Source organism: Cytobacillus sp. BC1816 (assembly GCF_051353635.1).
GTDB classification, from domain to species: domain Bacteria; phylum Bacillota; class Bacilli; order Bacillales; family Cytobacillaceae; genus Cytobacillus; species Cytobacillus oceanisediminis_C.
In genome coordinates this window covers 4666092-4691713 of the sequence record NZ_CP195611.1, presented here as the reverse complement: position 1 = coordinate 4691713, position 25622 = coordinate 4666092, and the positions used below count along the sequence as shown (strand labels likewise).

General features: G+C 44.1%; 25 protein-coding genes. 21 read left to right on the top strand and 4 right to left on the bottom strand.

The window, feature by feature from the left end:
- Positions 1-55: 55 nt before the first annotated feature.
- The 13 genes from hprK to hisIE all read left to right on the top strand — a co-directional run bounded on the left by hprK (position 56) and on the right by hisIE (position 11096).
- Positions 56-991, top strand: a complete 936-nt coding sequence (gene hprK / locus ACR42H_RS23845) for an HPr(Ser) kinase/phosphatase (protein ID WP_009331851.1) — start codon at positions 56-58, stop codon at positions 989-991.
- Positions 992-1345: 354 nt separating this feature from the next.
- The gene (gene lgt / locus ACR42H_RS23840) at positions 1346-2170 is read left to right on the top strand and encodes a prolipoprotein diacylglyceryl transferase (RefSeq protein WP_113883732.1); all 825 of its coding nucleotides are present in this window, start codon (positions 1346-1348) and stop codon (positions 2168-2170) included.
- A gap of 19 nt (positions 2171-2189) precedes the next feature.
- Positions 2190-3137 carry a nucleoside recognition domain-containing protein gene (locus ACR42H_RS23835; protein WP_436373584.1) on the top strand — a complete coding sequence of 316 codons (948 nt, stop codon included), beginning with the start codon at positions 2190-2192 and terminating at the stop codon, positions 3135-3137.
- On the top strand, positions 3127-3774 hold the full coding sequence (ppaX, locus tag ACR42H_RS23830) for a pyrophosphatase PpaX (RefSeq protein ID WP_436373582.1): 648 nt from the start codon (positions 3127-3129) through the stop codon (positions 3772-3774). Before ACR42H_RS23835 ends, ppaX begins: the two co-directional genes overlap by 11 nt.
- Entirely contained in the window at positions 3771-4322 is a 552-nt protein-coding gene (locus ACR42H_RS23825) for an acyltransferase (protein WP_113883729.1), read from the top strand. Before ppaX ends, ACR42H_RS23825 begins: the two co-directional genes overlap by 4 nt.
- Before the next feature lie 292 nt (positions 4323-4614).
- Positions 4615-5799, top strand: coding sequence for an ATP phosphoribosyltransferase regulatory subunit (locus tag ACR42H_RS23820; protein ID WP_113883728.1), 1185 nt, complete (start codon positions 4615-4617; stop codon positions 5797-5799).
- Entirely contained in the window at positions 5796-6440 is a 645-nt protein-coding gene (gene hisG / locus ACR42H_RS23815; protein WP_009331845.1) for an ATP phosphoribosyltransferase, read from the top strand. The genes ACR42H_RS23820 and hisG overlap by 4 nt, the downstream gene beginning before the upstream one ends.
- A 15-nt stretch (positions 6441-6455) precedes the next feature.
- Positions 6456-7727 carry a histidinol dehydrogenase gene (gene hisD, locus ACR42H_RS23810; RefSeq protein ID WP_436373579.1) on the top strand — a complete coding sequence of 424 codons (1272 nt, stop codon included), beginning with the start codon at positions 6456-6458 and terminating at the stop codon, positions 7725-7727.
- Between the two features lie 15 nt (positions 7728-7742).
- Positions 7743-8330, top strand: a complete 588-nt coding sequence (gene hisB / locus ACR42H_RS23805; protein ID WP_206840172.1) for an imidazoleglycerol-phosphate dehydratase HisB — start codon at positions 7743-7745, stop codon at positions 8328-8330.
- Positions 8331-8969, top strand: coding sequence for an imidazole glycerol phosphate synthase subunit HisH (hisH, locus tag ACR42H_RS23800; RefSeq protein ID WP_436373577.1), 639 nt, complete (start codon positions 8331-8333; stop codon positions 8967-8969).
- Positions 8966-9703, top strand: a complete 738-nt coding sequence (hisA, locus tag ACR42H_RS23795) for a 1-(5-phosphoribosyl)-5-[(5-phosphoribosylamino)methylideneamino]imidazole-4-carboxamide isomerase (protein ID WP_113883724.1) — start codon at positions 8966-8968, stop codon at positions 9701-9703. The genes hisH and hisA overlap by 4 nt, the downstream gene beginning before the upstream one ends.
- Positions 9697-10455 carry an imidazole glycerol phosphate synthase subunit HisF gene (gene hisF, locus ACR42H_RS23790; protein ID WP_113883723.1) on the top strand — a complete coding sequence of 253 codons (759 nt, stop codon included), beginning with the start codon at positions 9697-9699 and terminating at the stop codon, positions 10453-10455. The genes hisA and hisF overlap by 7 nt, the downstream gene beginning before the upstream one ends.
- A complete protein-coding gene (hisIE, locus tag ACR42H_RS23785) occupies positions 10452-11096 on the top strand; it encodes a bifunctional phosphoribosyl-AMP cyclohydrolase/phosphoribosyl-ATP diphosphatase HisIE (RefSeq protein WP_113883722.1) in 645 nt (214 codons plus the stop codon). The genes hisF and hisIE overlap by 4 nt, the downstream gene beginning before the upstream one ends.
- 47 nt (positions 11097-11143) lie before the next feature.
- On the opposite strand, the gene ACR42H_RS23780 is transcribed toward hisIE, so the two are convergent.
- The 4 genes from ACR42H_RS23780 to ACR42H_RS23765 form a co-directional block, all read right to left on the bottom strand.
- Complete coding sequence (locus tag ACR42H_RS23780; RefSeq protein ID WP_436373574.1) at positions 11144-12382, bottom strand: NAD(P)/FAD-dependent oxidoreductase; 1239 nt, start codon at positions 12380-12382, stop codon at positions 11144-11146.
- Positions 12379-12711 (bottom strand): (2Fe-2S)-binding protein, encoded by a 333-nt coding sequence (locus tag ACR42H_RS23775; protein ID WP_436373572.1) that lies wholly within the window; start codon positions 12709-12711, stop codon positions 12379-12381. Before ACR42H_RS23775 ends, ACR42H_RS23780 begins: the two co-directional genes overlap by 4 nt.
- On the bottom strand, positions 12704-12979 hold the full coding sequence (locus ACR42H_RS23770; protein WP_113883719.1) for a (2Fe-2S)-binding protein: 276 nt from the start codon (positions 12977-12979) through the stop codon (positions 12704-12706). The genes ACR42H_RS23775 and ACR42H_RS23770 overlap by 8 nt, the downstream gene beginning before the upstream one ends.
- A gap of 76 nt (positions 12980-13055) precedes the next feature.
- The gene (locus ACR42H_RS23765; protein ID WP_436373570.1) at positions 13056-14666 is read right to left on the bottom strand and encodes a sigma-54 interaction domain-containing protein; all 1611 of its coding nucleotides are present in this window, start codon (positions 14664-14666) and stop codon (positions 13056-13058) included.
- Positions 14667-14881: 215 nt separating this feature from the next.
- Here ACR42H_RS23765 and ACR42H_RS23760 point away from each other — a divergent pair, with 215 nt between their 5' ends.
- From ACR42H_RS23760 to trxB, 8 genes are all read left to right on the top strand, one after another.
- Positions 14882-16057 carry an NAD(P)/FAD-dependent oxidoreductase gene (locus ACR42H_RS23760; RefSeq protein WP_436373568.1) on the top strand — a complete coding sequence of 392 codons (1176 nt, stop codon included), beginning with the start codon at positions 14882-14884 and terminating at the stop codon, positions 16055-16057.
- On the top strand, positions 16057-17094 hold the full coding sequence (locus ACR42H_RS23755) for a proline racemase family protein (RefSeq protein WP_436373566.1): 1038 nt from the start codon (positions 16057-16059) through the stop codon (positions 17092-17094). The genes ACR42H_RS23760 and ACR42H_RS23755 overlap by 1 nt, the downstream gene beginning before the upstream one ends.
- Positions 17091-18044, top strand: coding sequence for a proline racemase family protein (locus ACR42H_RS23750; RefSeq protein WP_436373564.1), 954 nt, complete (start codon positions 17091-17093; stop codon positions 18042-18044). Before ACR42H_RS23755 ends, ACR42H_RS23750 begins: the two co-directional genes overlap by 4 nt.
- Positions 18045-18074: 30 nt before the next feature.
- On the top strand, positions 18075-18968 hold the full coding sequence (dapA, locus tag ACR42H_RS23745) for a 4-hydroxy-tetrahydrodipicolinate synthase (RefSeq protein WP_436373562.1): 894 nt from the start codon (positions 18075-18077) through the stop codon (positions 18966-18968).
- A 19-nt stretch (positions 18969-18987) separates the two neighbouring features.
- Positions 18988-20484, top strand: a complete 1497-nt coding sequence (locus tag ACR42H_RS23740) for an aldehyde dehydrogenase family protein (protein ID WP_436373560.1) — start codon at positions 18988-18990, stop codon at positions 20482-20484.
- Between the two features lie 161 nt (positions 20485-20645).
- Positions 20646-22109 carry an alanine/glycine:cation symporter family protein gene (locus ACR42H_RS23735; protein ID WP_436373559.1) on the top strand — a complete coding sequence of 488 codons (1464 nt, stop codon included), beginning with the start codon at positions 20646-20648 and terminating at the stop codon, positions 22107-22109.
- Between the two features lie 486 nt (positions 22110-22595).
- On the top strand, positions 22596-24095 hold the full coding sequence (locus tag ACR42H_RS23730; protein ID WP_113883711.1) for a tetratricopeptide repeat protein: 1500 nt from the start codon (positions 22596-22598) through the stop codon (positions 24093-24095).
- A gap of 129 nt (positions 24096-24224) precedes the next feature.
- Positions 24225-25175, top strand: coding sequence for a thioredoxin-disulfide reductase (gene trxB, locus ACR42H_RS23725; protein ID WP_113883710.1), 951 nt, complete (start codon positions 24225-24227; stop codon positions 25173-25175).
- The last annotated feature ends 447 nt before the right edge of the window (positions 25176-25622 follow it).

Below are 25622 nucleotides of genomic sequence, written 5' to 3'. Positions count from 1 at the left end.
AAGTTACATATAAAGAGATCATCCAGAAGTGCCAGCATTAAAGGAGGAACCTATTTTGGTAAAAGTGCGCACAAAAGATATTATAGAAAAATTTGGGCTCGAATTGATTGCCGGAGAGGAAGGCATTAACCGGCCGATTACGACGAGTGATATTTCCCGTCCGGGCCTGGAGATGGCTGGTTATTTTGATTACTATCCGGCTGAACGTATTCAGTTGGTCGGAAAAACCGAGCTGTCTTTCGTTGAAAAGTTAAATAATTCCGAGCGGGAGATCCGGCTTGAACGGCTCTGTACAGATATTACACCCGGCATAATCGTCACAAGAGGACTCGATATACCTGACGAACTGATTGAAGCGGCAGAGAGAGAATCGGTTCCGCTGCTCCGCTCCAAACAGAAAACGACCCGTTTTTCCAGTTTGCTGACCAACTTTTTGGAAAGCAAGCTTGCTCCAACCACGGCCGTACATGGCGTCCTTGTCGATATTTATGGGGTAGGGGTACTGATAACTGGAAAAAGCGGAGTTGGTAAGAGCGAGACGGCGCTTGAGCTTGTTAAGCGGGGACATCGCCTTGTTGCAGATGACTGCGTGGAGATCAGACAGGAAGATGAAGATTATCTGGTCGGAAACTCACCGGAATTGATCGAACATCTGCTTGAAATCCGCGGCCTCGGCATCATCAATGTCATGACCCTGTTTGGTGCTGGTGCAGTCCGCAGCTATAAGAAAATCTCTGTGGTCATGAATTTGGAGCTGTGGGATCCGAAAAAGCAGTACGATCGTCTTGGCCTTGATGAAGAAAAGATGAAAATCATCGATACAGAAGTTACAAAGCTGACCATTCCGGTAAGACCCGGGCGAAACCTGGCAGTCATCATTGAAGTGGCTGCCATGAACTTCCGCTTAAAGAGAATGGGGATGAATGCAGCGGAACAGTTCACGAACCGCCTGTCGGATGTGATTGAGGACGGAGACCATGATGATCGTTAAAGAGGGCAAAACACTTTCAATCAAACGTTTGATTGAAAGCTGATAAGCCTGACTGGTTGAAGAATAGCAGATGCGCCTGCGGCAAAAAACAACGCAGAGGCGCTTGTGCTTTACTTGCAATAATAGAATTTATATCTTTGAAATTAGATAACTGTCTAGCTCCAGGCGCCATCGGCTCTCGGGTCTAAGCCAATCCGTCACAAAGGTTAAAGAACAACCTTCATGCCGGCTTGTCTTATGCTTGAGGCCCGCAGGATGCGGGTCATGCAGACGTTGCCACAGGACGTGGCGGTTTTAGTCTGCGTTCTTTTTAAGCGGGCGCCTTGCGCTTTTCGGTGAGAAGGAGAAGTGATCATGGAAAAAAGTATTCAGCCGTTAGATCCGATTGCCATATCCCTTGGGCCGATTCAGGTCCACTGGTACGGCCTGATTATCGGTGTTGGCATTGCACTGGCACTCATTATCGCGATGAGAGAAGGGGAGAGAAGGGGACTCCCTAAAGATATCTTTGCCGATTTGATGCTGTGGGCTATTCCCATTGCGATTATTTCCGCAAGAATCTATTACGTTATTTTTCAATGGGATTTTTACTCACAGAATCCGGGTGAAATCATCAAAATATGGAATGGCGGAATTGCCATTCATGGAGCCTTGATTGGTTCTGTCATCACCGCTTATGTTTTTGCAAAGAAAAGGAAGATATCGTTCTGGAAACTGGCCGATATCGCAGCGCCAAGCATCATTTTGGGGCAGGCAATCGGGCGCTGGGGCAACTTCATGAACCAGGAGGCTCATGGCAGGGAAGTCAGCCGGGCATTCCTGGAAAATATGCAATTGCCTGAATTTATCATTGACCAGATGTATATTAACGGAGCCTATTATCATCCGACGTTTTTATATGAATCAATTTGGAATATCATTGGATTTATCATCCTTATCTTATTAAGAAGAGCAAACTTAAGGCGCGGGGAGCTTTTCCTCTCGTATGTAATCTGGTATTCGATCGGCCGTTTCTTCGTAGAAGGCCTGCGGACCGACAGCCTGATGCTTACTGAGAATTTAAGGATTGCTCAGACGATATCTATCGTTCTTATTATTGTAGCGCTAGTCCTGATTTTTTATAGAAGAGCAGAGGGTCTTGCCAAAGCTCGTTATTTGGATAAAGCCGAGGGGAAATAACGGACAGGGGAGAGTAGAAATGCTGGTTGAATCTTGCAAAAGGGGGCTGATGGCCGGCTTAAAGACAACATGGACACTAGGGAAAGTCATATTCCCGGTCACGCTGATTGTGGCACTGCTGCAGCATACGCCAGTGCTTCCATGGGTTATCAAGCTGATCACGCCCCTTATGAATCTGATTGGGCTGTCAGGAGATGCAGCCATACCACTTGTATTGGGGAACTTCTTAAATTTGTATGCGGGGATTGGAGCCATTTTAACGCTCGATCTCTCGGTAAAAGAAGTATTTATTATTGCCGTCATGCTGTCTTTTTCCCATAATATGCTGATTGAAACCGGAGTGGCATTGAAGGTCGGCGTTAAGCTTTGGGTCGTTCTGGCGGTACGCATTGGACTGGCGCTTTTAAGCGCGATTGTCATCAACCTTGTTTGGCAGGGTGGATCCGAAACTGCTAAGTACGGATTTATTCCGGCAAAAGAAGAGCAGGTATCCGGTGCATTGCCAATCCTGCAGGATGCACTGCAGACTGCTTTGCTCGGGATTCTCCAGCTTGCCATCATCGTCATTCCGCTGATGATTATTATTCAAATCTTAAAAGATAAGCAATGGCTTGCTGTTTTTTCAAAATGGATGGCGCCTGTGACCAGGGCACTTGGAATGAAAGAAAATACGTCTACAACTCTTGCAGCCGGCTTGCTGATTGGCCTTGCCTACGGGGCGGGTGTCATGATTCAGGCAGTAGAGGAAGATGGGGTCAGCAGACGAGACGTAACGATCGCATTTATTTTCCTCGTTGCCTGCCATGCAGTCGTCGAAGATACTTTAATTTTTGTGCCGCTTGGCATTCCGGTATTACCGCTTCTGCTGATCCGCCTGGGTGTGGCAATTATCCTGACATTGGCAGTGGCAGCGATCTGGAAGCGTACTGATCTGGCAAAAAGAAAGGAAGCAACATATGAGCATTAACACATTATTATTTGACTTAGATGGAACATTGATCGACACAAACGAATTGATTATTTCCTCGTTTTTGCATACGCTGGGAAAATATTATCCAGACAGCTATCAGCGGGAAGATGTTCTCCCGTTCATGGGGCCGACCCTGCATGAAACCTTCGAGTCCATCAACCCGGAAAAAGTGGAGGAGATGATCTCGGTTTACCGGGAGTATAATATTAAGAACCACGACGTGCTTGTGAAGGAATTTGATGGCGTGTTTGAAACGATTCGGACTTTAAAAGAATCGGGATATAAACTGGGCATTGTTACGACGAAAGTTTCCAATGTAGTTGAAAAGGGCTTAAAGCTGACAAATCTTGACCAGTTTTTCGACGTGGTTGTTACGCTCGACCATGTTGATAAGCCAAAGCCCGATCCGGAGCCAATCTTGAAGGCATTGAGCCTGCTGGATGCGAAGCCGGAAGAAGCAATTATGGTCGGAGATAATTCGCACGATATCGATGGTGGAAAAAACGCCGGCACGAAAACGGCTGGAGTTGCCTGGACAGCGAAAGGCCGGGATTTCCTCGCGCGCTTTGAACCGGATTATATGCTGGACAATATGGCTGACCTGATCGATATTCTTGAGGCAGAAAACCAATGAGAAAAACGGAGCGTTTTCCGGTAGAGGGAGGCAATTCTCTCTGGCATGTGTACAAAACGGTTCCGTTCTTGAAGGTGGTCAAAAACTTTATTGTGATCCAGCTTGCGCGCTACACGCCATTTCTGGGCATGAAAAATTGGCTCTATCGTAATTTCCTGAGAATGAAGGTGGGGGATCAGACATCATTCGCACTCATGGTTATGCTGGATGTCATGTTCCCGGAAAAAATCAGTGTTGGCCGCAACACGGTCATCGGATACAACACTACGATCCTCGCCCATGAATATTTGATTAAGGAATATCGCCTCGGCAGGGTTGAAATTGGCAGCGAAGTCATGATTGGCGCCAATTCAACCATTCTTCCCGGCGTCACGATCGGAGATGGTGCGATTGTTTCAGCTGGAACGCTTGTCCATAAAGATGTCCCATCTGGAGCTTTTGTTGGCGGCAATCCGATGCGTGTCATCTATACAAAGGAAGAACTTGCCGCACGCTGGGCGGATGATCCGATATATGGTGTTAATAAAGAAAAAACTCCGTTTGCCTAGAGCTGTCGGGGTTTTTTCTATAATTGAGATGTTAGATATATTTAGAAACATGCTGGATTAAAAACAAGAGATCCTAGATATTTTTAGATGAAAATCCTTAACTTAAATAACATTTCCAAAAAAGTACAAACTATAAGAAAGCTCCTTTTTAAAAAAGGGAGTCTTTTTTATTTTTCTGCTCCTTTTGGTTGACGGCATGGAGTTTGCGCGTTAAACTACATATAACTTCAATTTGCTACCATATTAGCGAACTAAAGGATTCGGAATTTTTAAGTCATAGAGGTGAATACTTTTGAGCCGATTATTTATGTTTGAAAAGCCGTTAGGCATGAGAGATACATTACCTGATTTGTATGAAAGAAAGGCAGCAGTCCGGTCTTCCATCCAGGGGGAAATGAAACGCTGGGGCTATCAGTTTATCGAAACGCCTGCACTCGAATATTACGAAACAGTTGGAGCGGCGTCAGCAATACTTGATCAGCAGCTGTTCAAGCTGCTTGATCAGCAGGGCCACACCCTTGTGCTGCGTCCGGATATGACAGCGCCGATCGCAAGGGTGGCTGCATCCCGTCTTTTAAAAGACGATCTGCCGATCAGGCTTGCCTATTCTGCCAATGTATACCGCGCTCAGCAGCGGGAGGGCGGCAGGCCGGCTGAATTTGAGCAGATCGGGGTTGAATGCATTGGTGACCATACGATCAGTGCGGATGGCGAAGGGATGGCGATGATGATCTCTGCTCTAAAAGAAGCTGGGCTTCAGAATTTCCAGCTTTCAGCCGGCCATATCGGCTTTGTCCGGGATTTCTTCCAGCAGATTTTAGGAACGGAAGAAAGAGTGGAAAACCTGACAAGATTTTTATATGAGAAAAATTATGTCGGGTACAGGGAACATGTAAAGAGCCTGGCTCTTTCATCCATTGATAAACAAAGGCTTCTCGATTTCCTAAAATTAAGAGGCGGGGAAGAAGTCATTGAGATTGCTTATGGCCTTCTGGAAAACGGCACAGGAAAAAAAGCATTGGCCGAGCTCGAACAGCTTTGGGGCATTATGCAGGACTACGGCCAGGAAGGCACAGTTAAATTTGATTTAACGCTCGTCAGCCATATGAGCTACTACACGGGAATTCTTTTTGAAGTATATGCAGGAAATGTTGGTTTCCCGATCGGAAATGGCGGCCGCTATGATTTGCTGCTCCAAAAGTTCGGAAAAGATACGGGAGCAACCGGCTTTGCCATCAGAATGGACCGCCTGCTGGAAGCTCTGGAAGACAGCAATGCGGCTGAACCTGTGTACTGCGTTTTATACAGCCCGGAACGCCGCAAAGAGGCATTCGATTTTGCGAAGAAAGAACGTTCTGCCGGAAAGAAAGTGGTTCTGCAGGATATTAGCGGTGTCAAGGACATCGATGCCTGCACCAGCAGCTATGAGGATATTACCTTTTTAGTCGGAAAAGCTGGAAAGGAGACCATAAAATGAGTGATGTTTTAACGATTGCGATGCCAAAGGGCCGCATTTTTGAAGAAGCAGCTGAATTGCTCCGCCAGGCAGGCTTTCAATTGCCGCCGGAATTTGATGATTCACGTAAATTGATTATAGATGTTCCGGAAGAGAATTTCCGCTTTATCCTTGCAAAGCCGATGGATGTGCCAACCTATGTAGAACATGGTGTAGCAGACCTTGGGATTGCCGGGAAAGACGTAATGCTTGAAGAAGAGCGAGATGTTTATGAGCTTCTTGATTTAAAAATCAGCGCATGCTATCTCGCTGTTGCAGGACTGCCAAATACCAGGCTGAATGATGTTGCTCCTAAAATTGCTACAAAGTATCCGCAGATTGCGGCAGCGTATTTCCGCGAGCAGGGGGAACAGGTGGAAATCATTAAATTGAACGGATCCATAGAGCTTGCGCCTATGATCGGGCTAGCAGACCGGATCGTGGACATCGTATCAACCGGCCGAACGCTAAAAGAGAACGGGCTCGTTGAATATGAAACCATCGTCGGCATCACTTCAAGATTGATTGTCAATCCTGTCAGCTACCGCATGAAGGATGAACGCATAAGCGAGCTGGTTGGACGTCTTACGGAAGTAATAGCTGGAGAAGAAATTCGTTCTTAAAGGATGTAGAGGTCTATGAAAATTTTAAAAGTAAATGACCAGATTTCAATTAAACGGTCTGTTGATAACGGAACAGAACAACAGCGGGCGATTGTGAAAGATATTATTGAATCAGTCCGCCAAAACGGAGATCAGGCATTAAAAGATTACACTGAAAAATATGATGGCATATCCCTGGATGATTTCAAGGTATCGCAGGCTGAAATAGAAGAAGCTTTGGGTCAAGTGGATGGAAAAATCCTTGAGATCATTAAAGAAGCTGCCGATAATATCCGGTCTTTTCATGAAAAGCAGCTGCGTCCTTCCTGGATGACAACAGAAGAAAATGGCACAGTGCTTGGCCAAAAGATCACACCGCTTGATTCAGTCGGCCTGTATGTCCCAGGCGGTACGGCTGCCTATCCATCATCAGTCCTTATGAATGTAATCCCGGCAAAGGTTGCGGGGGTCAAACGGATTGTCATCACCTCTCCTCCCGATAAAAAGACTGGAAAGCTGCCTCCTGCGGTCCTTGCTGCGGCCAAAATTGCAGGGGCTGAAGAAATTTATAAAGCAGGCGGTGCCCAGGCAATTGCCGCTCTTGCATATGGAACGGAAACCATAGCTCCTGTTGATAAAATTACAGGTCCCGGAAATATCTTTGTCGCTCTTGCCAAGCGTGAAGTTTTCGGGGATGTTGATATTGATATGATCGCAGGCCCCAGTGAGATTGCGATTTTAGCCGATAATACGGCACACGCGGATGAAGTGGCTTCAGATCTTTTATCACAGGCCGAACACGACCCGATGGCAAGTGCAGTCCTTGTGACAACATCATACGCGCTTGCAGAACAGGTCTCAGCAGAAGTTGACCGCCAGCTGGCTGAGCTGCCAAGGCAGGAAATTGCTTTTCAATCAATCGAAAACTATGGTGCGGTCTATGTAGCAGAAAACATGGATGAAGCTATTGAAACGGTGAATAGTCTGGCTCCTGAGCATCTGGAGATTTTAACGGAAAATCCGATGGAGCTTCTAGGACGGATTCATCACGCCGGAGCAATCTTCCTCGGGAGATTTAGCCCTGAACCGGTCGGTGACTATTTTGCCGGCCCGAATCACGTCCTTCCGACAAACGGAACGGCCCGTTTCTCAAGTCCGCTTAATGTGGAGGATTTTCAAAAGAAATCAAGCATTCTTTTATACAGTGAAAAAGCATTAAAGGATAATGGCGAAAAAATAGCGGCCTTCGCGCGTCTGGAAGGCCTTGAAGCCCATGCCAGATCCATTGAAACAAGACTAAGAAAATAAGCTGGAGGAATAATCATGGCCAGAACTGCTGAAATTTCACGTAAAACCAATGAAACGAATATCACTCTATCCTTAAATATAGACGGCGAAGGCAAAAGCGATCTGGAAACAGGCGTGCCTTTTATGACGCATATGCTGGACTTGTTTGCCAAGCACGGACAATTTGACTTGAACATCGTTGCAAATGGCGATACAGATGTGGATGATCACCACACAACAGAGGACATTGGCATCTGCTTAGGCCAGGTGCTGAAGGACGCTTTAGGTGATAAGAAAGGCATTAAGCGCTATGGAAATGCTTTCGTTCCGATGGACGAAGCATTGGCCCAAGTTGCAGTTGACCTCAGCAATCGCCCTCACTTGGAGATGCGCGCTGAGTTCCCGTGCCAAAAAGTCGGTACATTTGATACCGAGCTTGTTCATGAGTTCCTTTGGAAGCTCGCGCTTGAAGCAAGAATGAACCTGCATGTCATCGTTCACTATGGACAGAATACACACCACATAATCGAAGCGATTTTCAAAGCACTCGCTCGTGCGCTTGATGAGGCAACAACGATTGACCCAAGGATTAAGGGAGTTCCATCAACGAAAGGGATGTTGTAAATGATCGGCATCATCGATTACGGAATGGGGAATTTGTTCAGCGTCAGTAAAGCACTTGAACGGTTGGAGGTTCCTTATTTCCTTTCTGAAAATAAAGACGAGCTCCTGAAAGCAGACGCCTTGATTCTGCCGGGTGTCGGCTCTTTCAAAGATGCCATGACCATCTTAAATTCTACAGGTCTGGCAAATCTGGTAAAGGAGTTTGCTGATACAGGCAAGTCGCTCCTTGGCATTTGCCTTGGCATGCAGCTTTTATTTGAAGATAGCGAAGAGAATGGCATGACGGAAGGCCTTCAGCTTCTCCCTGGCCATGTAAGGCGTTTTCCCGGTGCGACAGTAGAAGGCGAAACGTATAAAGTTCCGCATATGGGCTGGAACCGTCTCGAATTCTTACAGGGTTCGCCGATTTTAAAAGGGCTTGATGAAGATTATGTCTATTTCGTCCACTCCTACTTTGTAGATACAGAAGATAGAGAAGTAGTTATCAGCAGAAGTATGTATGATGTAGAAGTGCCGGCGGTTGTTGGAAGGGGTAATGTGTTCGGCATGCAGTTCCACCCTGAAAAAAGCAGTTCGCTCGGCATGGCGCTTTTACGCAATTTTACCGAGCTGGTTGAAGAAAGGATGTCTGTGAAATGAGTTTTACGATCTATCCGGCAATCGATATGAGAGGCGGCAAGTGCGTCCGGCTGCTGCAGGGGGATTACGATAAGGAAACGGTGTATGGCGACTCTCCTTTTGATATGGCCAAAAAGTTTGCTGATGAAGGAGCAGACTGGATTCATATGGTAGATCTAGACGGAGCAAAGGATGGGAAGCGGGTTAATGATCAATATGTCATCCAGGCTGCCCGCGAGCTTAGCGTCTCCGTCCAGATCGGCGGGGGGATCCGTACGGAAGAAGACATCCTGCATTACCTGGATAATGGTGTAACACGCGTAATCATTGGAAGTATCGCTGTCTCCAATCCTGAGTTTGCTATTGAAATGATCCGCAAATACGGCAAAGCCATTGCAGTCGGCCTTGATGCGAAAAATGGCTTTGTGGCCACACATGGCTGGCTGGAAACGTCTGAATTGAAGGCAGTTGACTTAGGCAGGCGATTTGCCGACGCAGGTGCGGAAACATTTATTTTTACAGATATCGCAACAGACGGAATGCTATCGGGGCCAAATATTGAAGCGGTTCGTCTGCTTGCAGGGGATACCGGGAAAAGTGTTATTGCATCTGGCGGCGTCAGCCAGCTGGCTGATTTGGCGAAGCTGAGGGAGTATGCTTCTGAAGGTGTTGCTGGCGCCATCGTCGGAAAGGCCATTTATGAAGGCCGGTTTACCGTGGCGGAAGCTCTGAAAGAGGTGAAGGAATCATGCTGACGAAACGCATCGTTCCCTGTCTGGATGTAAAAGACGGCCGTGTGGTAAAAGGGGTGCAATTCGTGCAGCTGCGTGATGCAGGTGACCCGGTTGAGCTTGCCCGCTTTTATGATGGGCAGGGAGCTGACGAGCTGGTCTTCCTTGATATCTCAGCTTCACATGAAGGCCGGAAAACAATGGTTGAGGTTGTTAAGGCTGTTGCGTCTGAGCTGGCCATTCCATTTACAGTCGGCGGCGGGATAAACGCACTGGAAGATATGAAACGAATTTTGCGGGCAGGGGCTGATAAGGTTTCTCTCAATACAGCTGCCGTAAACAATCCTGGTCTAATTACAGAAGGGGCAAATTTCTTCGGATCACAGTGCATCGTTGTTGCGATTGATGCAAAATACGATGAAGAGCTTGGTTCTTGGCGTGTGCACACACATGGCGGACGGACACCGACTGATCTTGAGGTCATCGCTTGGGCCCAGGAAGCAGCGGAGCGCGGGGCTGGAGAAATTTTACTGACAAGCATGGACTCTGACGGTGAGAAGAAAGGCTTTGATATCAAGCTGACAAAAGCAGTCAGCGAGGCAGTTTCGATTCCGGTTATTGCTTCAGGAGGTGCGGGAAATGCTGATCACTTTGCTGAAGCATTTATCGATGGAAAAGCGGATGCCGCATTGGCTGCATCGATTTTTCACTATAAAGAAACGTCTGTTGCTGAAGTGAAGTCATATATTGAGGAAAAAGGGGTGGTTGTCCGATGAATATTGAAAGTGTAAAGTTCGATGAAAAGGGACTGATCCCTGCAATAGTGCAAGATATGAAAACAAAAGAAGTATTAACGTTAGCTTATATGAATCGGGAATCCCTTTTAAAATCGGCGGAAACAGGTGAGACCTGGTTTTTCAGCCGTTCCCGCAAAGAGCTATGGCACAAAGGGGCAACAAGCGGTAACACACAGAAAATTGTTGAAATGAAGCTTGACTGTGACCAGGATGCCATTGTGGTTCTGGTTGAACCAGCAGGTCCTGCCTGCCACAATGGAACATTCAGCTGCTTTGAGGAAAGAGTATACGGGGAAGAGTCAGGCGGCTTATCTGACTACGAAATCCTTTATACACTTGAAAAAGTCATTGAAGAACGCGAACAGACACGCCCTGAAGGAGCGTACACGACGTATCTTTTTGAAAAAGGTGTGGATAAAATCCTGAAGAAGGTCGGCGAAGAATCCGCAGAAGTCATCATCGCTGCGAAAAACCGTGACAAGGACGAACTGAAATGGGAAGCGGCCGACCTGATTTATCATTTGATGGTGCTGCTGCGGGAGCAGGAACTGCCTTTTAGCGAAGTCTTGAAAGTACTTAATAAACGCCATGAAAAGAAAAATGAACCGGCCTCCGAATAGGGAGGGCGGTTTTTTTTACGAAAATTTGCTTGTGGATCAGCATCATATTATCCAATTTCCTGTAAAGAGTCCTGCGTTTTCCCATAAAGATCGTTCCAAAGTTCATAGATTCTCCTCCGGCCGTTTGCAATTTCAGGGTTGAATTGGATGGCAGCGTTTTGACGGACAGTATGAACGTTTTTCAATGCCTGATCAAGCTTCTTGTTGATGTCAGTGCTGCCTTTTCCTGCGTGTTTAGCGATCGAAATACCTGCTGTTGTTCCTTGGGCCATGGCGATTTTTCCGCTTTCAATGCCGGTGATGTTCCCGGCAACAAATAATCCTTCGAGCGGGGTTTCCATTTTTTCAGAATGAAAAGGAATATGTCCCCCAAGTTCTGGAACGTATTGGAATGGACAGCCGGCAACTGCTGTAAGCTCTGCTAACGGATACAAGCCACCTGCGATACACACGAAATCTGCTTCGTAAATTTTTTCCGTACCTTTGATTACGTTTCCATTCGCATCAATTGCTGCAGTGAGTACGCCTTCTACCTGATCCTTTCCAAGAATTTCAAGTGCTGCTTTTCTAAGCTGCAATGGTGTTCCATTCACCTTAACGCCGCTTTTAGGATAAAATTTCATTCCTAATTTACGGAAGCCTTTATTTTTCATAAAGCGACTGCCGAAACGCAGGATTGGGGACGGGGCAAGATGGGAAGCATTTAGAAGTGACTTCAGGACTTCCTCTGGTTCTCCGGCACTTTGGCTAAGCGGACTCTTTTCTGGCAGCACAATATGTTCCACATTAATTCCGGCTATTTGGAGCTCGTTTAAAATCGCAAATGCTAAAATGTTAGCACCAATGATGATGCCTTTTTTGCCAACCTCAACACGATGAACATTCGTCATGACCTGTGCAGCCCCGATGGACATTACACCTGGAAGAGTCCAGCCTGGAACAGGAATTGGGAATTCAGCTGCACCAGTTGCTACCAGCACATAAGGAGCTATCAGTGTTCCTATATTAGTATGAACATTCCAGCAATCCTTATCTTTTTCAAGGTTATATACAGAAACGCCGCAGCGGATATCTACTGATCGTTTCTGTGCTTCGTTGTGCAAACGAGATGATTCTTTTATTCCGTTCCACCATTCTCCAGACGGTTCCTGGTGCAATTGACCGATTAATCTTCCGCCTGGCCTGACAAATTCATCAATAACGGTTACTTGTAAGCCATATTCAGCACAGGTTATGGCACCAGCTAAGCCGGCTGGTCCAGCTCCAATTACAATTACATCTATCATGGATTCTCCACCATCCTTTTAACAATATTAGGATGCTGTTTTCCTCTTTCAACAACCATATTTTCCTTTACAAGAGTTAAACAGGCTCTTATATTGGACTGCCCATTAACATTTACTCGGCACTCCATACAGTGGCCGATATTGCAATAAAACCCTCTTGGTGTTCCACTTTCCTCATGAACACGCAGTGTCCTCACTCCGTTTGCGAGCAGAGCTGCCGCGACTGTTTCATTTTCATATGCTTCATATTCTTTTCCATCAAAAGTGAATGGAATCTTTTTTCTATCATCTAATTTGCCTAAAACCGGATGATCTATAATTCTAGTCATTTTTTTCACCTGCCGTTCCAAAAGTTATAGGGCGAATTGGAGGCTGATATTTTAAAGGAATTTCACCTTCTCCTGTATTAGGTACGATACTTTCAATAATCCGATCGACCATGACCCTGCAAGTGCGTCCTCCACAAAACCCCATTCCAGCTCTTGTTCTAAGCTTCAGCTCCCTGGATGTACATTGATGTTCTTTGGCTGTTGCAAAAACCTGCCCATAGGTAACCTCTTCACAACGGCAGATCACAAGGGCCTCATTGTTATTCATTTGGAAATCCTCCTCTTCAGTTATATGTAAAAATATAATGCAAAAATCGTACCAACTTTGAAGCCTGTATTTTAAATCAGCTTAAGCCAAGACGTTTTAAACGATTGTAAAGGGTCGCTCGGGTGATTCCCAGTTTTCTCGAGCATTCTAATTTGTTGCCTTTAGTTAATGCCAATGCTTTTTCGAGCACCTTCTTTTCGTGCTGATCCATTTCCTCCTGAAGTGGCACAATGGCCGTTTTCATTTCTATGTTATTTTCCGGAAGGTCCGTGTCAGATGCAGGTGAATAGCTCATTACTGAGTGAAATGGCAAATATTCTTTTCGAATGACTCCATCTGTTGCAAAAACAACCAGACGTTCAACGACATTACGAAGTTCCCGAACATTGCCCGGCCAATCATATTGAAGCATCTCTTGCATAACTTCCTGTGAAAAATGATGGATCGGCCGCTGATAGCGCAGTGAAAAATCATTTAAAAAGTAATGAATTAGTTCAACGATATCCTCACAGCGTTCTTTTAAAGGAGGAATTTTTAAACTGACAACATTTAGCCGATAATATAAATCCTCCCGGAATTGGCCTTCTTTTATTAATTCTTTTAAATCCCTATTTGTTGCAGCAATTACCCGGAAATCAGCCTCAATTTCTTTTTCACCGCCAACCTTGTAATATTTTCTTTCTTGAAGCACACGAAGCATCTTGACCTGCATTTCTAAAGGCATTTCGCCAATTTCATCCAGAAAAAGAGTGCCCCCTTTAGCAAGCCCAATTTTTCCTTTTTTTCCTCTATGGTCTGCACCGGAAAAGGCTCCGCGTTCATAGCCAAATAATTCGCTTTCGAATAATGAAGCTGGAATAGCCCCGCAGTTAATTGAAATAAAGGGTGCTTCAGATCCTTCAGTTGCCTCATGAATGGATTTGGCAAAGACCTCCTTGCCGACTCCGCTTTCTCCTAAGATCAATACAGTTGATCGGACAGAGCACACCTTTTTCGCCATTTGCACTGTCTTTTCCATTACAGCGCTTTTCCCTTTAATGTATCTAAAGGGGTCTGAAGGTCTGTATTTCGCCATCTCCTGTTCTAAACGGTGAACCTCAGTCGACATATTAAATAATTTTTCATTAAGAACTACCTGGCTTGTCACATCAGTTTCCGATACAACTGCACCGATAATGCGTCCATTAAAGTAAACAGGGTTTGAATTTATTAGGACAAATAGATCGGATCTTGGCTGGTGATGCTTTCCCCTGATTCTTTTTCCTTTGTACAAGGATTCTAATATTTGCAGATTCTGATGTTCAAAGAATTCTATAATTGGTTTGCCCACAATCTCATCTTTTTTGACAGAGAAAATTTTTTCAGCTCCCTCTGTCCATGTGCGGACACGTTCATCAGCATCAATCACTGTGACTGAAGCATCCGATGTTTTGATGACAGATTCATAGAATGCCTTTAATTGATTGTAGGAATCATGCAAAAAATCAATGATTTGTTCATTTGTAATGCAGCCAAGTACTTCGCCGCTTGAATTTACAACGGCAACGGCTGCATAGCGCTTGCAGGCATCAGCTAATGCAGCAAAAGAATCATCCAAATAAACCCTCGATAAAGTGCTCTTATTAACTTGGTTCAGACAGATTAAATTACTTTCAATTATTTCTTTGACTGACGGTAATTCAAACATGACAGCCTCCTGAATGTAAAATTTTTTATACACTGTTTAACATTTTATACACTATTTTATCAAATTTTTTGACAATTAAGAACATGTCGAAAAAATCTATATTTGGGTTATCAGCAAAGTTATTAGAATGTTCTTATTTCTGTGTAAGGTTACAAAAGTTGGCATGTTAATTGCATTAATAAAATGATGTAACAAGACGAAGGGAAGTTGGTTTTGTGAGATATCATTGTGACGTTTTGGTTATAGGCGGGGGAATCATAGGCTGTGCAATTGCCTATTATACTTCTAAATCTGGAAGAAATGTAACAGTTATTGAAAAAGGTGAATTTGTCAGTGGCACGTCATCCCGCTGTGACGGAAATATTTTAGCTATTGATAAAGATCCTGGCTTCGATAGTCAAATGTCACTTGTCAGTCAGAAATTAGTAGATGAATTAAGCAGAGAATTGAAACAGCCTTTTGAATATCGTGCTCCTGGAAGCATCCTTGTCTGCGAGACAGAAGAAGAGATGGAAGCCGCACAAAAATGGGTTGACCGGCAGAGGGAGGCCGGCTTGCCGTTCAGGATGCTGGACAGACAGGACATTCGCCAGGATTCCAAATATTTTGCTGATGATTTATTGGGCGGCTTAGAGTGTGCAACAGATTCAACAGTTAATCCATATCTTCTTGCCTTTAACCTTCTTGAGGGGGCAAAGGAGATGGGCGCTAAAGCCCGTAAACAAACTGAGGTTACTGGAATGAGAAGGAAGACGGACGGTACATTTATCGTAGAAACATCCAATGGGACTTTCACCGCTGACTATGTCATTAATGCGGCAGGTGTATGGGCTCCATATATTGGTGAAATGCTGGACTTGTCCATCCCGATTAAACCAAGAAAAGGCCACATTATTGTCGCTTCACGCCAGGACTTTGTAGGGCCGAGAAAAGTGATGGAGTTTGGCTACTTAATATCAAAATTTGGCGGCAAGCGCCAGGTTGATCCGGTTACTGAAAAATACGGAGTAGCCCTTGTTTTTGAACCAACTGAAAGTCAAAACTTCCTGATTGGAAGCAGCCGTGAATTTGTTGGATTTAATACAAAGATCAATAATGAAATTATTAAATGCATTGCCAATCGGGCCATTAGATTTTATCCGAGAATGGCTGACATGATGGTCATACGTTCCTATGCTGGTTTGCGGCCCTGGACGGAGGATCACTTGCCAATTGTGTCAGAAGTGGAAGGAATTCCTAACTATTATATTGCAGCCGGTCATGAGGGAGACGGAATTAGTCTTGCCGCTGTTACTGGAAAAGTGATAGAGGAAATGCTTAATGAGAAGGATACTTGCATTCCAATTGAACCGCTGAGATATTCTCGATTTAAGGAAAGGGTGGGAACCTGATGAAAGCCAATCGAGTTTTTACAACCATTGATACACACACGGGCGGAAATCCGACAAGGACATTGATTAGCGGACTCCCGGTACTAAAAGGAGCGACAATGGCCGAAAAAATGCTTCATATGCAAAAGGAATATGATTGGGTTCGTAAGCTCCTGATGAATGAACCAAGAGGGCATGATGTAATGTCAGGAGTACTTTTAACAGATCCATGCCATCCGGAAGCAGATATCGGTGTTATATATATCGAAACCGGCGGATATTTGCCAATGTGCGGTCATGACACAATCGGAGTGTGTACAGCATTAGTTGAAGCGGGGCTATTCCCTGTTCAAGAGCCAGTTACTTCAATCAAAATTGATACACCAGCAGGCCTTGTTATGGCTGAGATTAAGGTAGAGAACGGCAAAGCAAAAGAGGTTTCCTTCTGTAATGTCCCAGCATTCCTGTTAAAAAGTGTCTCTGTAGAGGTTGAGGGAATTGGAATCATTGATGCAGATATTGCTTATGGCGGCAATTTCTATGGAATCATTGATGCCCAATCTGCTGGATTAGAACTGACACCGGAGAATGCCTCAGAAATCATTGAAAAAGCAATCAAAATTAGAAATACGATTAACGAAAAAACAGAGGTCGTTCATCCGCAATATCCATTTATTCGCGGTTTGACCCATATTGAGTTTTTCACTGTGCCGACCCATGAAGAAGCAGATTTGAAAAATACAGTTGTTGTCCCTCCAGGCGGGATAGATCGTTCACCATGCGGTACAGGTACATCGGCCAAATTATCTGTCCTCTATGCCAAAAAGGAGATAGGTATCAATGAAGAATTTGTACATGAGAGTATTGTCGGCTCTTTATTCCGCGGACAAGTCCTTGAAACAGCAGATGTCCAGGGTGTGGAGGCTGTTATTACAAGAATCACTGGTTCTGCATGGCTAATGGGTATGCACCGGTTCTTTTATAACGAGGAAGATCCGCTTAAAGAAGGCTTCTTGCTTATTCCCCCAATGGAACATGAAATGGAGGATGTGAAATGATAATTCAAAAGACCTATACAGCAACCGATGTACATGTAGCAGGTCAGGCTTATCGTATTGTTAAGGATGGACCATTGATTCATTATCAAAGTATACAGGAGCTGAATGAGCAATTTTTTCTTGCCTATGAGGAGGAAATTAAACTTCTTTTAAATGAGCCACGCGGATTTGCTGGACTGATGGGTTGTTTGGTTTTTCCGCCTTTTAAAAGCGATGCCGATGCAGCTGTCATCTTTTTCGATCATAACGGAACCGTATCGATGCAATATGGCGGAATTGTTGCTGTCATAACTGCATTGTTAGAGTGCGGCCAATTAAAGGCCAAATTTTCAGGTGAATACAGAATTGAAACAATCAGCGGTGTTGTTGCTGTTACTGCAACTATGAAAGATGATGAAGTGAAATTAGTTAAATTAAAAAGCGAGCCATTTCAGGTTGTACAAACCAATATGCCAGTGTCCTATTTAGATTTAAAGACAGAAGTATCCCTGGTCCAAGCCGACCATCAATATGCGATTTTTGATAAAGCGCAGCTGCCTTTTGAGATTGAGATGGAGGATCTTCCAGTCATTAATCAGTGGGGGCAAAAGGCGATTGACGCCTTAGAAGGCAAACATGCTTTCAGCAGAGTAATCTTGTTGGATCATTCGCAAAAAAGTGAAGGCAAAATCAAAACGGTAACCTTCCGTCCGGATCGATATATTGTACGTTCTCCGGGATTTGGCACTCTAGCTGCCTGCATTACCTATTTATTAAGAAATGGCGATATATCTGCAGGAAGCCTAATTGAAAATGAAAGCATTTTTAACGGGAAATTGACAGCCGGGCTTTCAGCACAATTTGAAGCCGGTTACGAGTTTAGTTTTTCAGCCCGCGGATTTATTACGGGTATGCAGACATATGTTTTAGACCCGGCAGATCCATTATTCGCAGGGTTTTTATTAAAATAAGAAACTATTAAATATGGGGAGGAAATTAAAATGACTACAATTAGAGGAGCTTATCCAGTATTAATTACACCGATGACACAGGAGCAGGAAATTGATTGGGGTGGAGTAAAGAATAATATCAATTACTTTGTGGATCAAGGTGTGGCAGGAATTGTCATCAATGGGAGTACTGGTGAATTTGTCAGTCTATCAAGAGAAGAAAAATACCAGATGGTAGAAACTGTTATGAAGGAAGCAGGCGGACGCATCCCTGTTATTGTGGGTACTGCTGCTGAAACAACAAGGGAAACAATCGAGTATACAAAGCAAGCTGAAGTACATGGAGCGGATGGTGCTCTAATCATTAATCCTTTTTACATGAAACCAAAGGAAAATGAAATCTACCATCATTTCAAAGAAGTATCTGACAGTGTTAATCTTCCAATCATGCTTTATAACAACCCATTTACTTCCGGCGTTAATATGAGCGCAGATTTAATGCTTCAGATTGGCAAGGATTGTGAAAATGTAACTCACATTAAGGAATCAAGCGGTGAAATTGGCAAGGTAAGGGATCTTGCAAGAAAAGGAAAAGGAGACTTTGAAGTATTCTGCGGTGCTGAAGAGCTTGTAATGGAGTCTTATTTAGTTGGAGCAACTGGATGGATTTCTGTTGCAGGAAATATTGTGCCAAAGCTGGTTACAGACATGTATAACCATTTCCAACACGGTGAGCTTGAAGAAGCTTGGTCCATCAATGATCGTATTTTACCACTGTGTGCGTTTCTTGAAGGATCTGGAAAGTATGTGCAAATTGTGAAGAGAGCCATGGAATTAACTGGCCAGGCTGGCGGACCTGCACGTTATCCTCGTTTAGGCCTATCACCTGAGGAAGATCAAAAGCTAAAAGACCTGCTTGCAAGTTTAGAGACAGTAAAAAACTAAAATAGTGAGGAGTGGGAATATGCAAGCAACAAATTACAATTTAAAACCGAAAGTTCAAGAATTCTTGGAGGGTGTGAAAGGATTATACATTAACGGTAACTATGTACCGGCAATCAGCGGCAAAACATTTTCCGTTGTTAATCCTGCAAACGAAGAGGTGATTGCAAAAGTAAGTGAAGCGCAAGAGGAAGATATTAATGCTGCGGTAGCTGCTGCAAGAAAGGCATTTGATGAAGGCGAATGGACAAAAATGGATGCCGCAGAACGCTCCCATCTAATCTATAAATTTGCGGATCTCTTAGAAGAAAATCGAGAGGAACTTGCACAACTGGAATCATTGGATAACGGAAAGCCTTACAAGGTAGCCTTGGCAGATGATATCGACGGAACAATCCAGCATTTTAGATATTATGCGGGCTGGGCCACGAAAATATTTGGCAAGACAACTCAGGTTTCAAAGAATTATGTAACCTATACAGTACACGAGCCGGTTGGGGTAGCAGGCCAAATTATTCCTTGGAACTTCCCGCTTGCCATGGCAGCCTGGAAGCTCGGCTCTGCACTTGCAGTCGGCTGTACGGTTGTGATTAAGCCGGCAACTGAAACACCATTATCTCTTCTTTACGCAGGAAGGCTATTCAAAGAAGCCGGGTTCCCGGATGGTGTTGTAAATATTGTGCCAGGAACGGGCAGGATTGCGGGAGAAGCAATCACTGCACATAAAGATATCGATAAGGTAGCATTCACAGGATCAACTGCTGTTGGGAAAGAAGTAATGAAAAAAGCTGCAGATCAAATTAAAGATGTTACGCTGGAGCTTGGCGGAAAATCTCCAGCCATTGTTTTAGAGGATGCTAATCTTGAGGAAGCAATTGAAGGGGTATTTAACGGAACGATGTACAATCATGGGCAAAACTGCAGTGCCTGTACACGTGTATTTGTACAAAGAAACATCTATGATCATGTAGTAAAAGCCTTAGCGGAACGGGCGAAAGCATTGAAGTTAGGTGATGGAATGAACCCCGAAACGGAAATGGGCCCGCTTGTTTCAGCAAAACAGCATCAAACTGTTCTTAATTATATTCAACATGGGAAGAAAGAAGGTGCGCGCCTCGTGGCAGGGGGCGAAAAAGGATTTGAAAAAGGATATTTTGTACAGCCAACCATTTTTGCTGATGTACAAGATCATATGGTTATTGCGCGTGAAGAAATCTTTGGACCAGTCATGTCCATTTTCGTTTTCGATACGATTGAAGAGGTCATTAAACGGGCGAACGATAGTGACTATGGCTTAGCTGCAAGTATCTGGACAGAAAATATGAAAAAGGGACATTATATTGCAAGCAAGATGCAATCAGGTACAGTCTGGATTAATGATTTTGGTCTTGAATGGGAAACTATGCCTTTCGGCGGCTACAAACAATCAGGAATTGGCCGCGAAATGGGCGGAGAATATGGCCTGCAAAATTATACGGAAGTGAAAAGTGTATTTGTTAACATCAGGCATGGTGAGTAATTATAAGGAACAATTGGACAATCAATCCTGTGTAATTGGATGGGAGTGGGGCAGCGTTTTGTTCCATTGTCCCATTTATACTCTTGCATGTCTGAAAATTATTAATATTACAAATAAAAAGAGACGGAACTAACTACTTAGGTTTGAATAGGAGGAATAAGATGGAAGAATTAGTGAATAAAGCGTCGGGGATGGTTTGGAGTCTTGGACTGGTAGCGTTCGCGCTTGGCGCCGGATTGTTTTTTTCTATTATGACACGTTTTGTGCAATTTAGATATTTCAAGGAAATGATTAAGCTTCTTTTAGAAAAGGGTAACCCAGAGTCGGGTGTGTCCTCTTTCCAGGCGTTTTCAATGGCTTTAGCCGGCCGGGTCGGTATTGGAAATATAGCTGGGGTTGCTACTGCGATTGCATTTGGCGGTCCGGGAGCGGTTTTCTGGATGTGGGTCATGGCCTTATTAGGAGGAGCAAGTGCCTTTATTGAATCCACTCTTGCTCAGGTTTATAAAGTAAAAGATGGTAAGCAGTACCGGGGTGGAACACCTTATTTTATTGAAAAAGGTTTAAATATGAAATGGTTTGCGGTGTTTGTTGCGATTGTTGTTACCCTCTGCTACGGAATCTTAGTACCAGGGATTCAGGCCAATACGATTGCTGTTGGTTTCGAAAATACAATTGGTCTCCATAAAAGCATCACTGGAATCATTCTTGTTGTATTACTTGGCATCATTATTTTTGGCGGCGTTAAGCGAATTGCTACTGTTGCGGAAAAAGTTGTCCCTTTTATGGCCTTAGGGTATGTGGTTATCACTTTCGTTCTTTTATTTGCAAATGCAGCAGAAATTCCAGCAATGCTTTGGCTGATTATTTCAAGTGCATTTGGTGCAAACGAAATGTTTGGCGGTATTTTCGGTGCAGCGATTGCATGGGGCGTTAAGAGAGCAGTATTCTCTAACGTTGCGGGTGTAGGGGAAGGAACTTATAGTTCAGCCGCAGCAGATGTATCCCATCCGGCAAAACAAGGTCTTGTTCAAGGATTCTCAGTTTATATTGATACCATCATTGTTTGTACAGCTACTGCACTTATGATTCTAATTACCGGCATGTATAGCGTTACGCCAGAAGGAAAGCAGCCGATTGTTGAAAACATCCAAGGTGTAGAAGCTGGACCAATGTGGACACAGGCGGCCGTTGAGAGCGTTATCCCTGGGTTTGGCGGTTTGTTTGTTGCAATTGCTATCTTCTTCTTTGCCTTCACAACTCTGATGGCTTACTACTATATTTCTGAAACAACCCTCGTTTACCTTGGCAGAAAGAGAAATCTGAAATGGCTTAAAACAGGCTTAATGATTGTTTTCTTGGGAATGATCTATTTAGGAAGTGTCGAAAATGCATCCCTATTATGGGCGCTCGGAGACTTTGGCTTCGGAAGTATGGCCTGGCTTAACTTAGTCGCTATTCTGTTCCTGACTAAAACAGCCTTAAAAGTGTTTAAAGATTATGAAGAACAGAAGAAAGCGGGCATTGAACCAGTCTTCGATCCTGTTAAACTTGGCATTAAAGGTGCTGATTTTTGGGAGGAGAAAGTGAAAGAAAGCAATTCAAAAGGCAAGAAGGTTATATAAGAGAAATGCAGCCGGAAACGGAGAACATTTCCCGCTTTTAATTCTAAAGTCCTTTTTGCATGTGGTGGCAGCCTCATCACCAACTACTGGAGCCCAAATTAGGAAGCAGCCAGTACTGCAGGCTGTCACCACTTTTATTTTCATAAGCTGGATCCTAAACCCACTTACAGATTTTGATTACAAATAAGGACTTTTGGAAGTTCCTTCAACTAAAATCTCCTCATATATCCAGAAGATTATTAGATTCCTCAGCCTCCCCCACACCGGCACCAACAAAGGCCGCTGCTATCACCCGCCTCCAAACTACCAGTTAATCTCCGAATTTAACTCCACTATTAAATCACCGCAGCAGCCCTTTAAAACATAATCGCGATAAGATTTCCAATAAAAAATTCCGATGGGAAATAGTATTGTCATTTCTTCCCTTCTCCACAGGCTTGTTCGTGTGATATACTACTTTAGTTACTAACATTTATGGAGGATTTCATGAGTAAAGACTCTAAAGCTAGACACCAAAAGGGAAAATTACTGTCATTTATCCCGAATGGTGAGTACTACTTTTCCAAAGGGGTTAAGGCGTACCACCGCAGGGATTTTCATAAAGCAAAGAAATATTTAATGCGGGCGATGCAGCTTGAGCCGGGTGAACCGATGATTATCTGCCAGCTTGCGATTGTTCATTCAGAAATGGGTGAGTATCAGGAGTCGAATCAGCTGCTTCATATGATATTGGAAGAGCTTGATGAGGATATGGTGGAATGCCATTATTTCCTTGCCAACAACTATGCTCATATGGGTCTTTTCAAGGATGCTTACACGCATGCAAACACGTATCTGGATTTGGATCGGGACGGAGAGTTTACGGAAGATACAGAGGATCTGCTGGAACTTCTGACGCTTGAAGCGGAAGATTTGGATGAGGAGCTCTACGAGCAGGATGACCTGATTACGAAGCAGGAACACGCACGGGAATTGCTGGAGTCCGGTCATTTTCCAAAAGCGGTTGAGATCCTGAACTCTGTTATTGATGAGTATCCGGAGTATTGGTCCGCATACAACAATTTGGCCCTGGCGTATTTTTACCTTGGAGAAGTCCAAAAGGCAGCAGATATTTTAGAGAAGGTGCTGGAAGAAAATCCGGGTAATCTCCACGCTCTGTGCAACAAGCTTGTCTTTGCTTTTTACGAGCGGGATTTCAGGCATGTGCGCTTGTTGAAAGAGGCACTGAAAAAAATTAAGCCGCTTTCAATTGAACATCAGTTCAAGCTTGGTGCCACCTTTGCCTTAACCGGCGAGTATGAGGCTGCCTTCGCATGGCTTCGCAAGCTTCAAAAGAAAGGCTTTGAAGGGGACGGGCCGTTTTATTACTGGCTATCCTATTCCGCATATTTCACCGGCCGTGAAGAGATGGCGAAAACAGCTTGGAAGAAAGCCATCGAGATTAATCCGGAAAAAGAAGGCTTTGAGCCCTGGAACGATGAAAAAGTGACCAGCAGCGGCTTTGAAGATCATTATTCTTCCATTCTAAAAAAGCTGGAAAGCGACTATATCGAGGAGCGGCTATTCGGCCTTTTCCTTACGTCAGTATCCAGCAGAAGAGATGAAATTTTGATCTCTGAAGCAATTGTACGAAACAATAAGTTTTCTGCTATGGAGAAGGAATACCTTTCTTTTGTGAAAACAGACCGGAAAGTGCCTGCACAGGTTCAGGCTGCGCATGAGACAGCTGAACTGTTTTATGAAAACTACCATCCGATCGGCACGGTGGAGGCCGGCCTATATTTAATGTGGTTTACCATTTTTGCTGAATTGACAAATAACCGCCAGAATATAAAAAACAATAAGGCCTGGGCTGCAGCCATTGAGTATGTCTGGCATAAGCTTCGAAACGAAAAGGTTTCCCAATCAAAAATTGCAGGGAGATACGGCATTTCCGCTTCGACGATGGGTAAATATGTAAAATCGGTGAACGACCGCCTTCAGTGAGCAGATGTTTGGACGAAACACGTGCCAATTTTATAGGATAACAGTAAGAAGGTCATACTATAATATGCGTATTTATAGAGTATTTTATTTAAAATACAGGATTTCTGATTACTGAAGGAGTGAATCGCTGTGACTGAAGAAAAAATTTATGATGTCATTATCGCTGGCGCTGGCCCGGCAGGAATGACGGCAGCTGTATATACATCTCGTGCAAATCTGTCTACTCTAATGATTGAACGCGGTGTTCCGGGCGGACAAATGGCCAATACAGAAGAAGTTGAAAACTATCCTGGTTTTGGCCATATTTTAGGGCCGGATTTATCCACCAAAATGTTTGATCATGCGAAGAAATTTGGCGCTGAATATGCGTATGGAGATATTAAAGAAATCATTGACGGCGAAGAATATAAAACTGTTGTTGCTGGATCGAAGCAATATAAAGCACGCTCAGTCATTATTTCTGCTGGTGCCGAATACAAAAAGCTTGGCATTCCTGGTGAGAAAGAGCTTGGCGGACGCGGTGTATCTTATTGTGCAGTCTGTGATGGAGCATTCTTTAAAGGCAAAGAGCTTGTTGTAGTCGGCGGCGGTGACTCTGCTGTTGAGGAAGGCGTATATTTGACTCGTTTCGCCTCTAAAGTGACAATCGTTCATAGACGGGACCAGCTTCGTGCGCAGGCGATTCTGCAGCAGCGTGCGTTTGATAATGAAAAAATTGACTTTATCTGGAACACTACAGTGAAGGAAGTCAATGATAAGGACGGAAAAGTAGGCAGCGTAACGCTTGTATCTACTGAAACAGGGGATGAAAGAGAATTCAAAGCAGATGGTGTCTTCATTTATATCGGCATGGTTCCTCTTTCCAAGCCATTTGAAAGCCTTGGCATCACGAACAGCAATGGCTATATCGAAACAAACGACCGAATGGAAACAAAGGTGGAAGGCATTTTTGCAGCCGGGGATATCCGCGAAAAATCCCTTCGCCAAATTGTTACAGCGACAGGTGATGGAAGCATCGCTGCTCAAAGTGCCCAGCACTATGTGGAAGAATTGCAAGAACGCCTTAAAGCGAAGAAATAATGTGAGCAGGCATATGGTCCTATGGGCTGTATGCCTTTTATTTACGTCCAGCTCAGCGCCTGCCCCCTCGAGGTGTCGGGGGTGGGCAAGGCGCTTCTGCTTTTGTTACTTAGAAAAAATAGCCACTGGTTGAAAAGATTTACAAAAAGTCATGCGGTTTTAATTCTCCTGTAACCTTCATGAAATAAATTTCGGGTAATATAGGAATAGAAATTGACCCCCTTTTAAAGATATAATCCTTTTAAAGCACAGGCACATGCCTGTGCTCTTTTTTTGCGTAACAGTATGTTTTGAAGAATGTTTTTTGGAAACCTGTATTCATTGTGGCTCTAAGACAAAAATAGTATAATGAAATGAATAAGAAAAGAACGTTAGCCAGCCCTTACTTTAAGCGATTTCATGAAAAGGCGGCAGCGGTATGATTTCGGAAAATTCGAGGTGAAATGT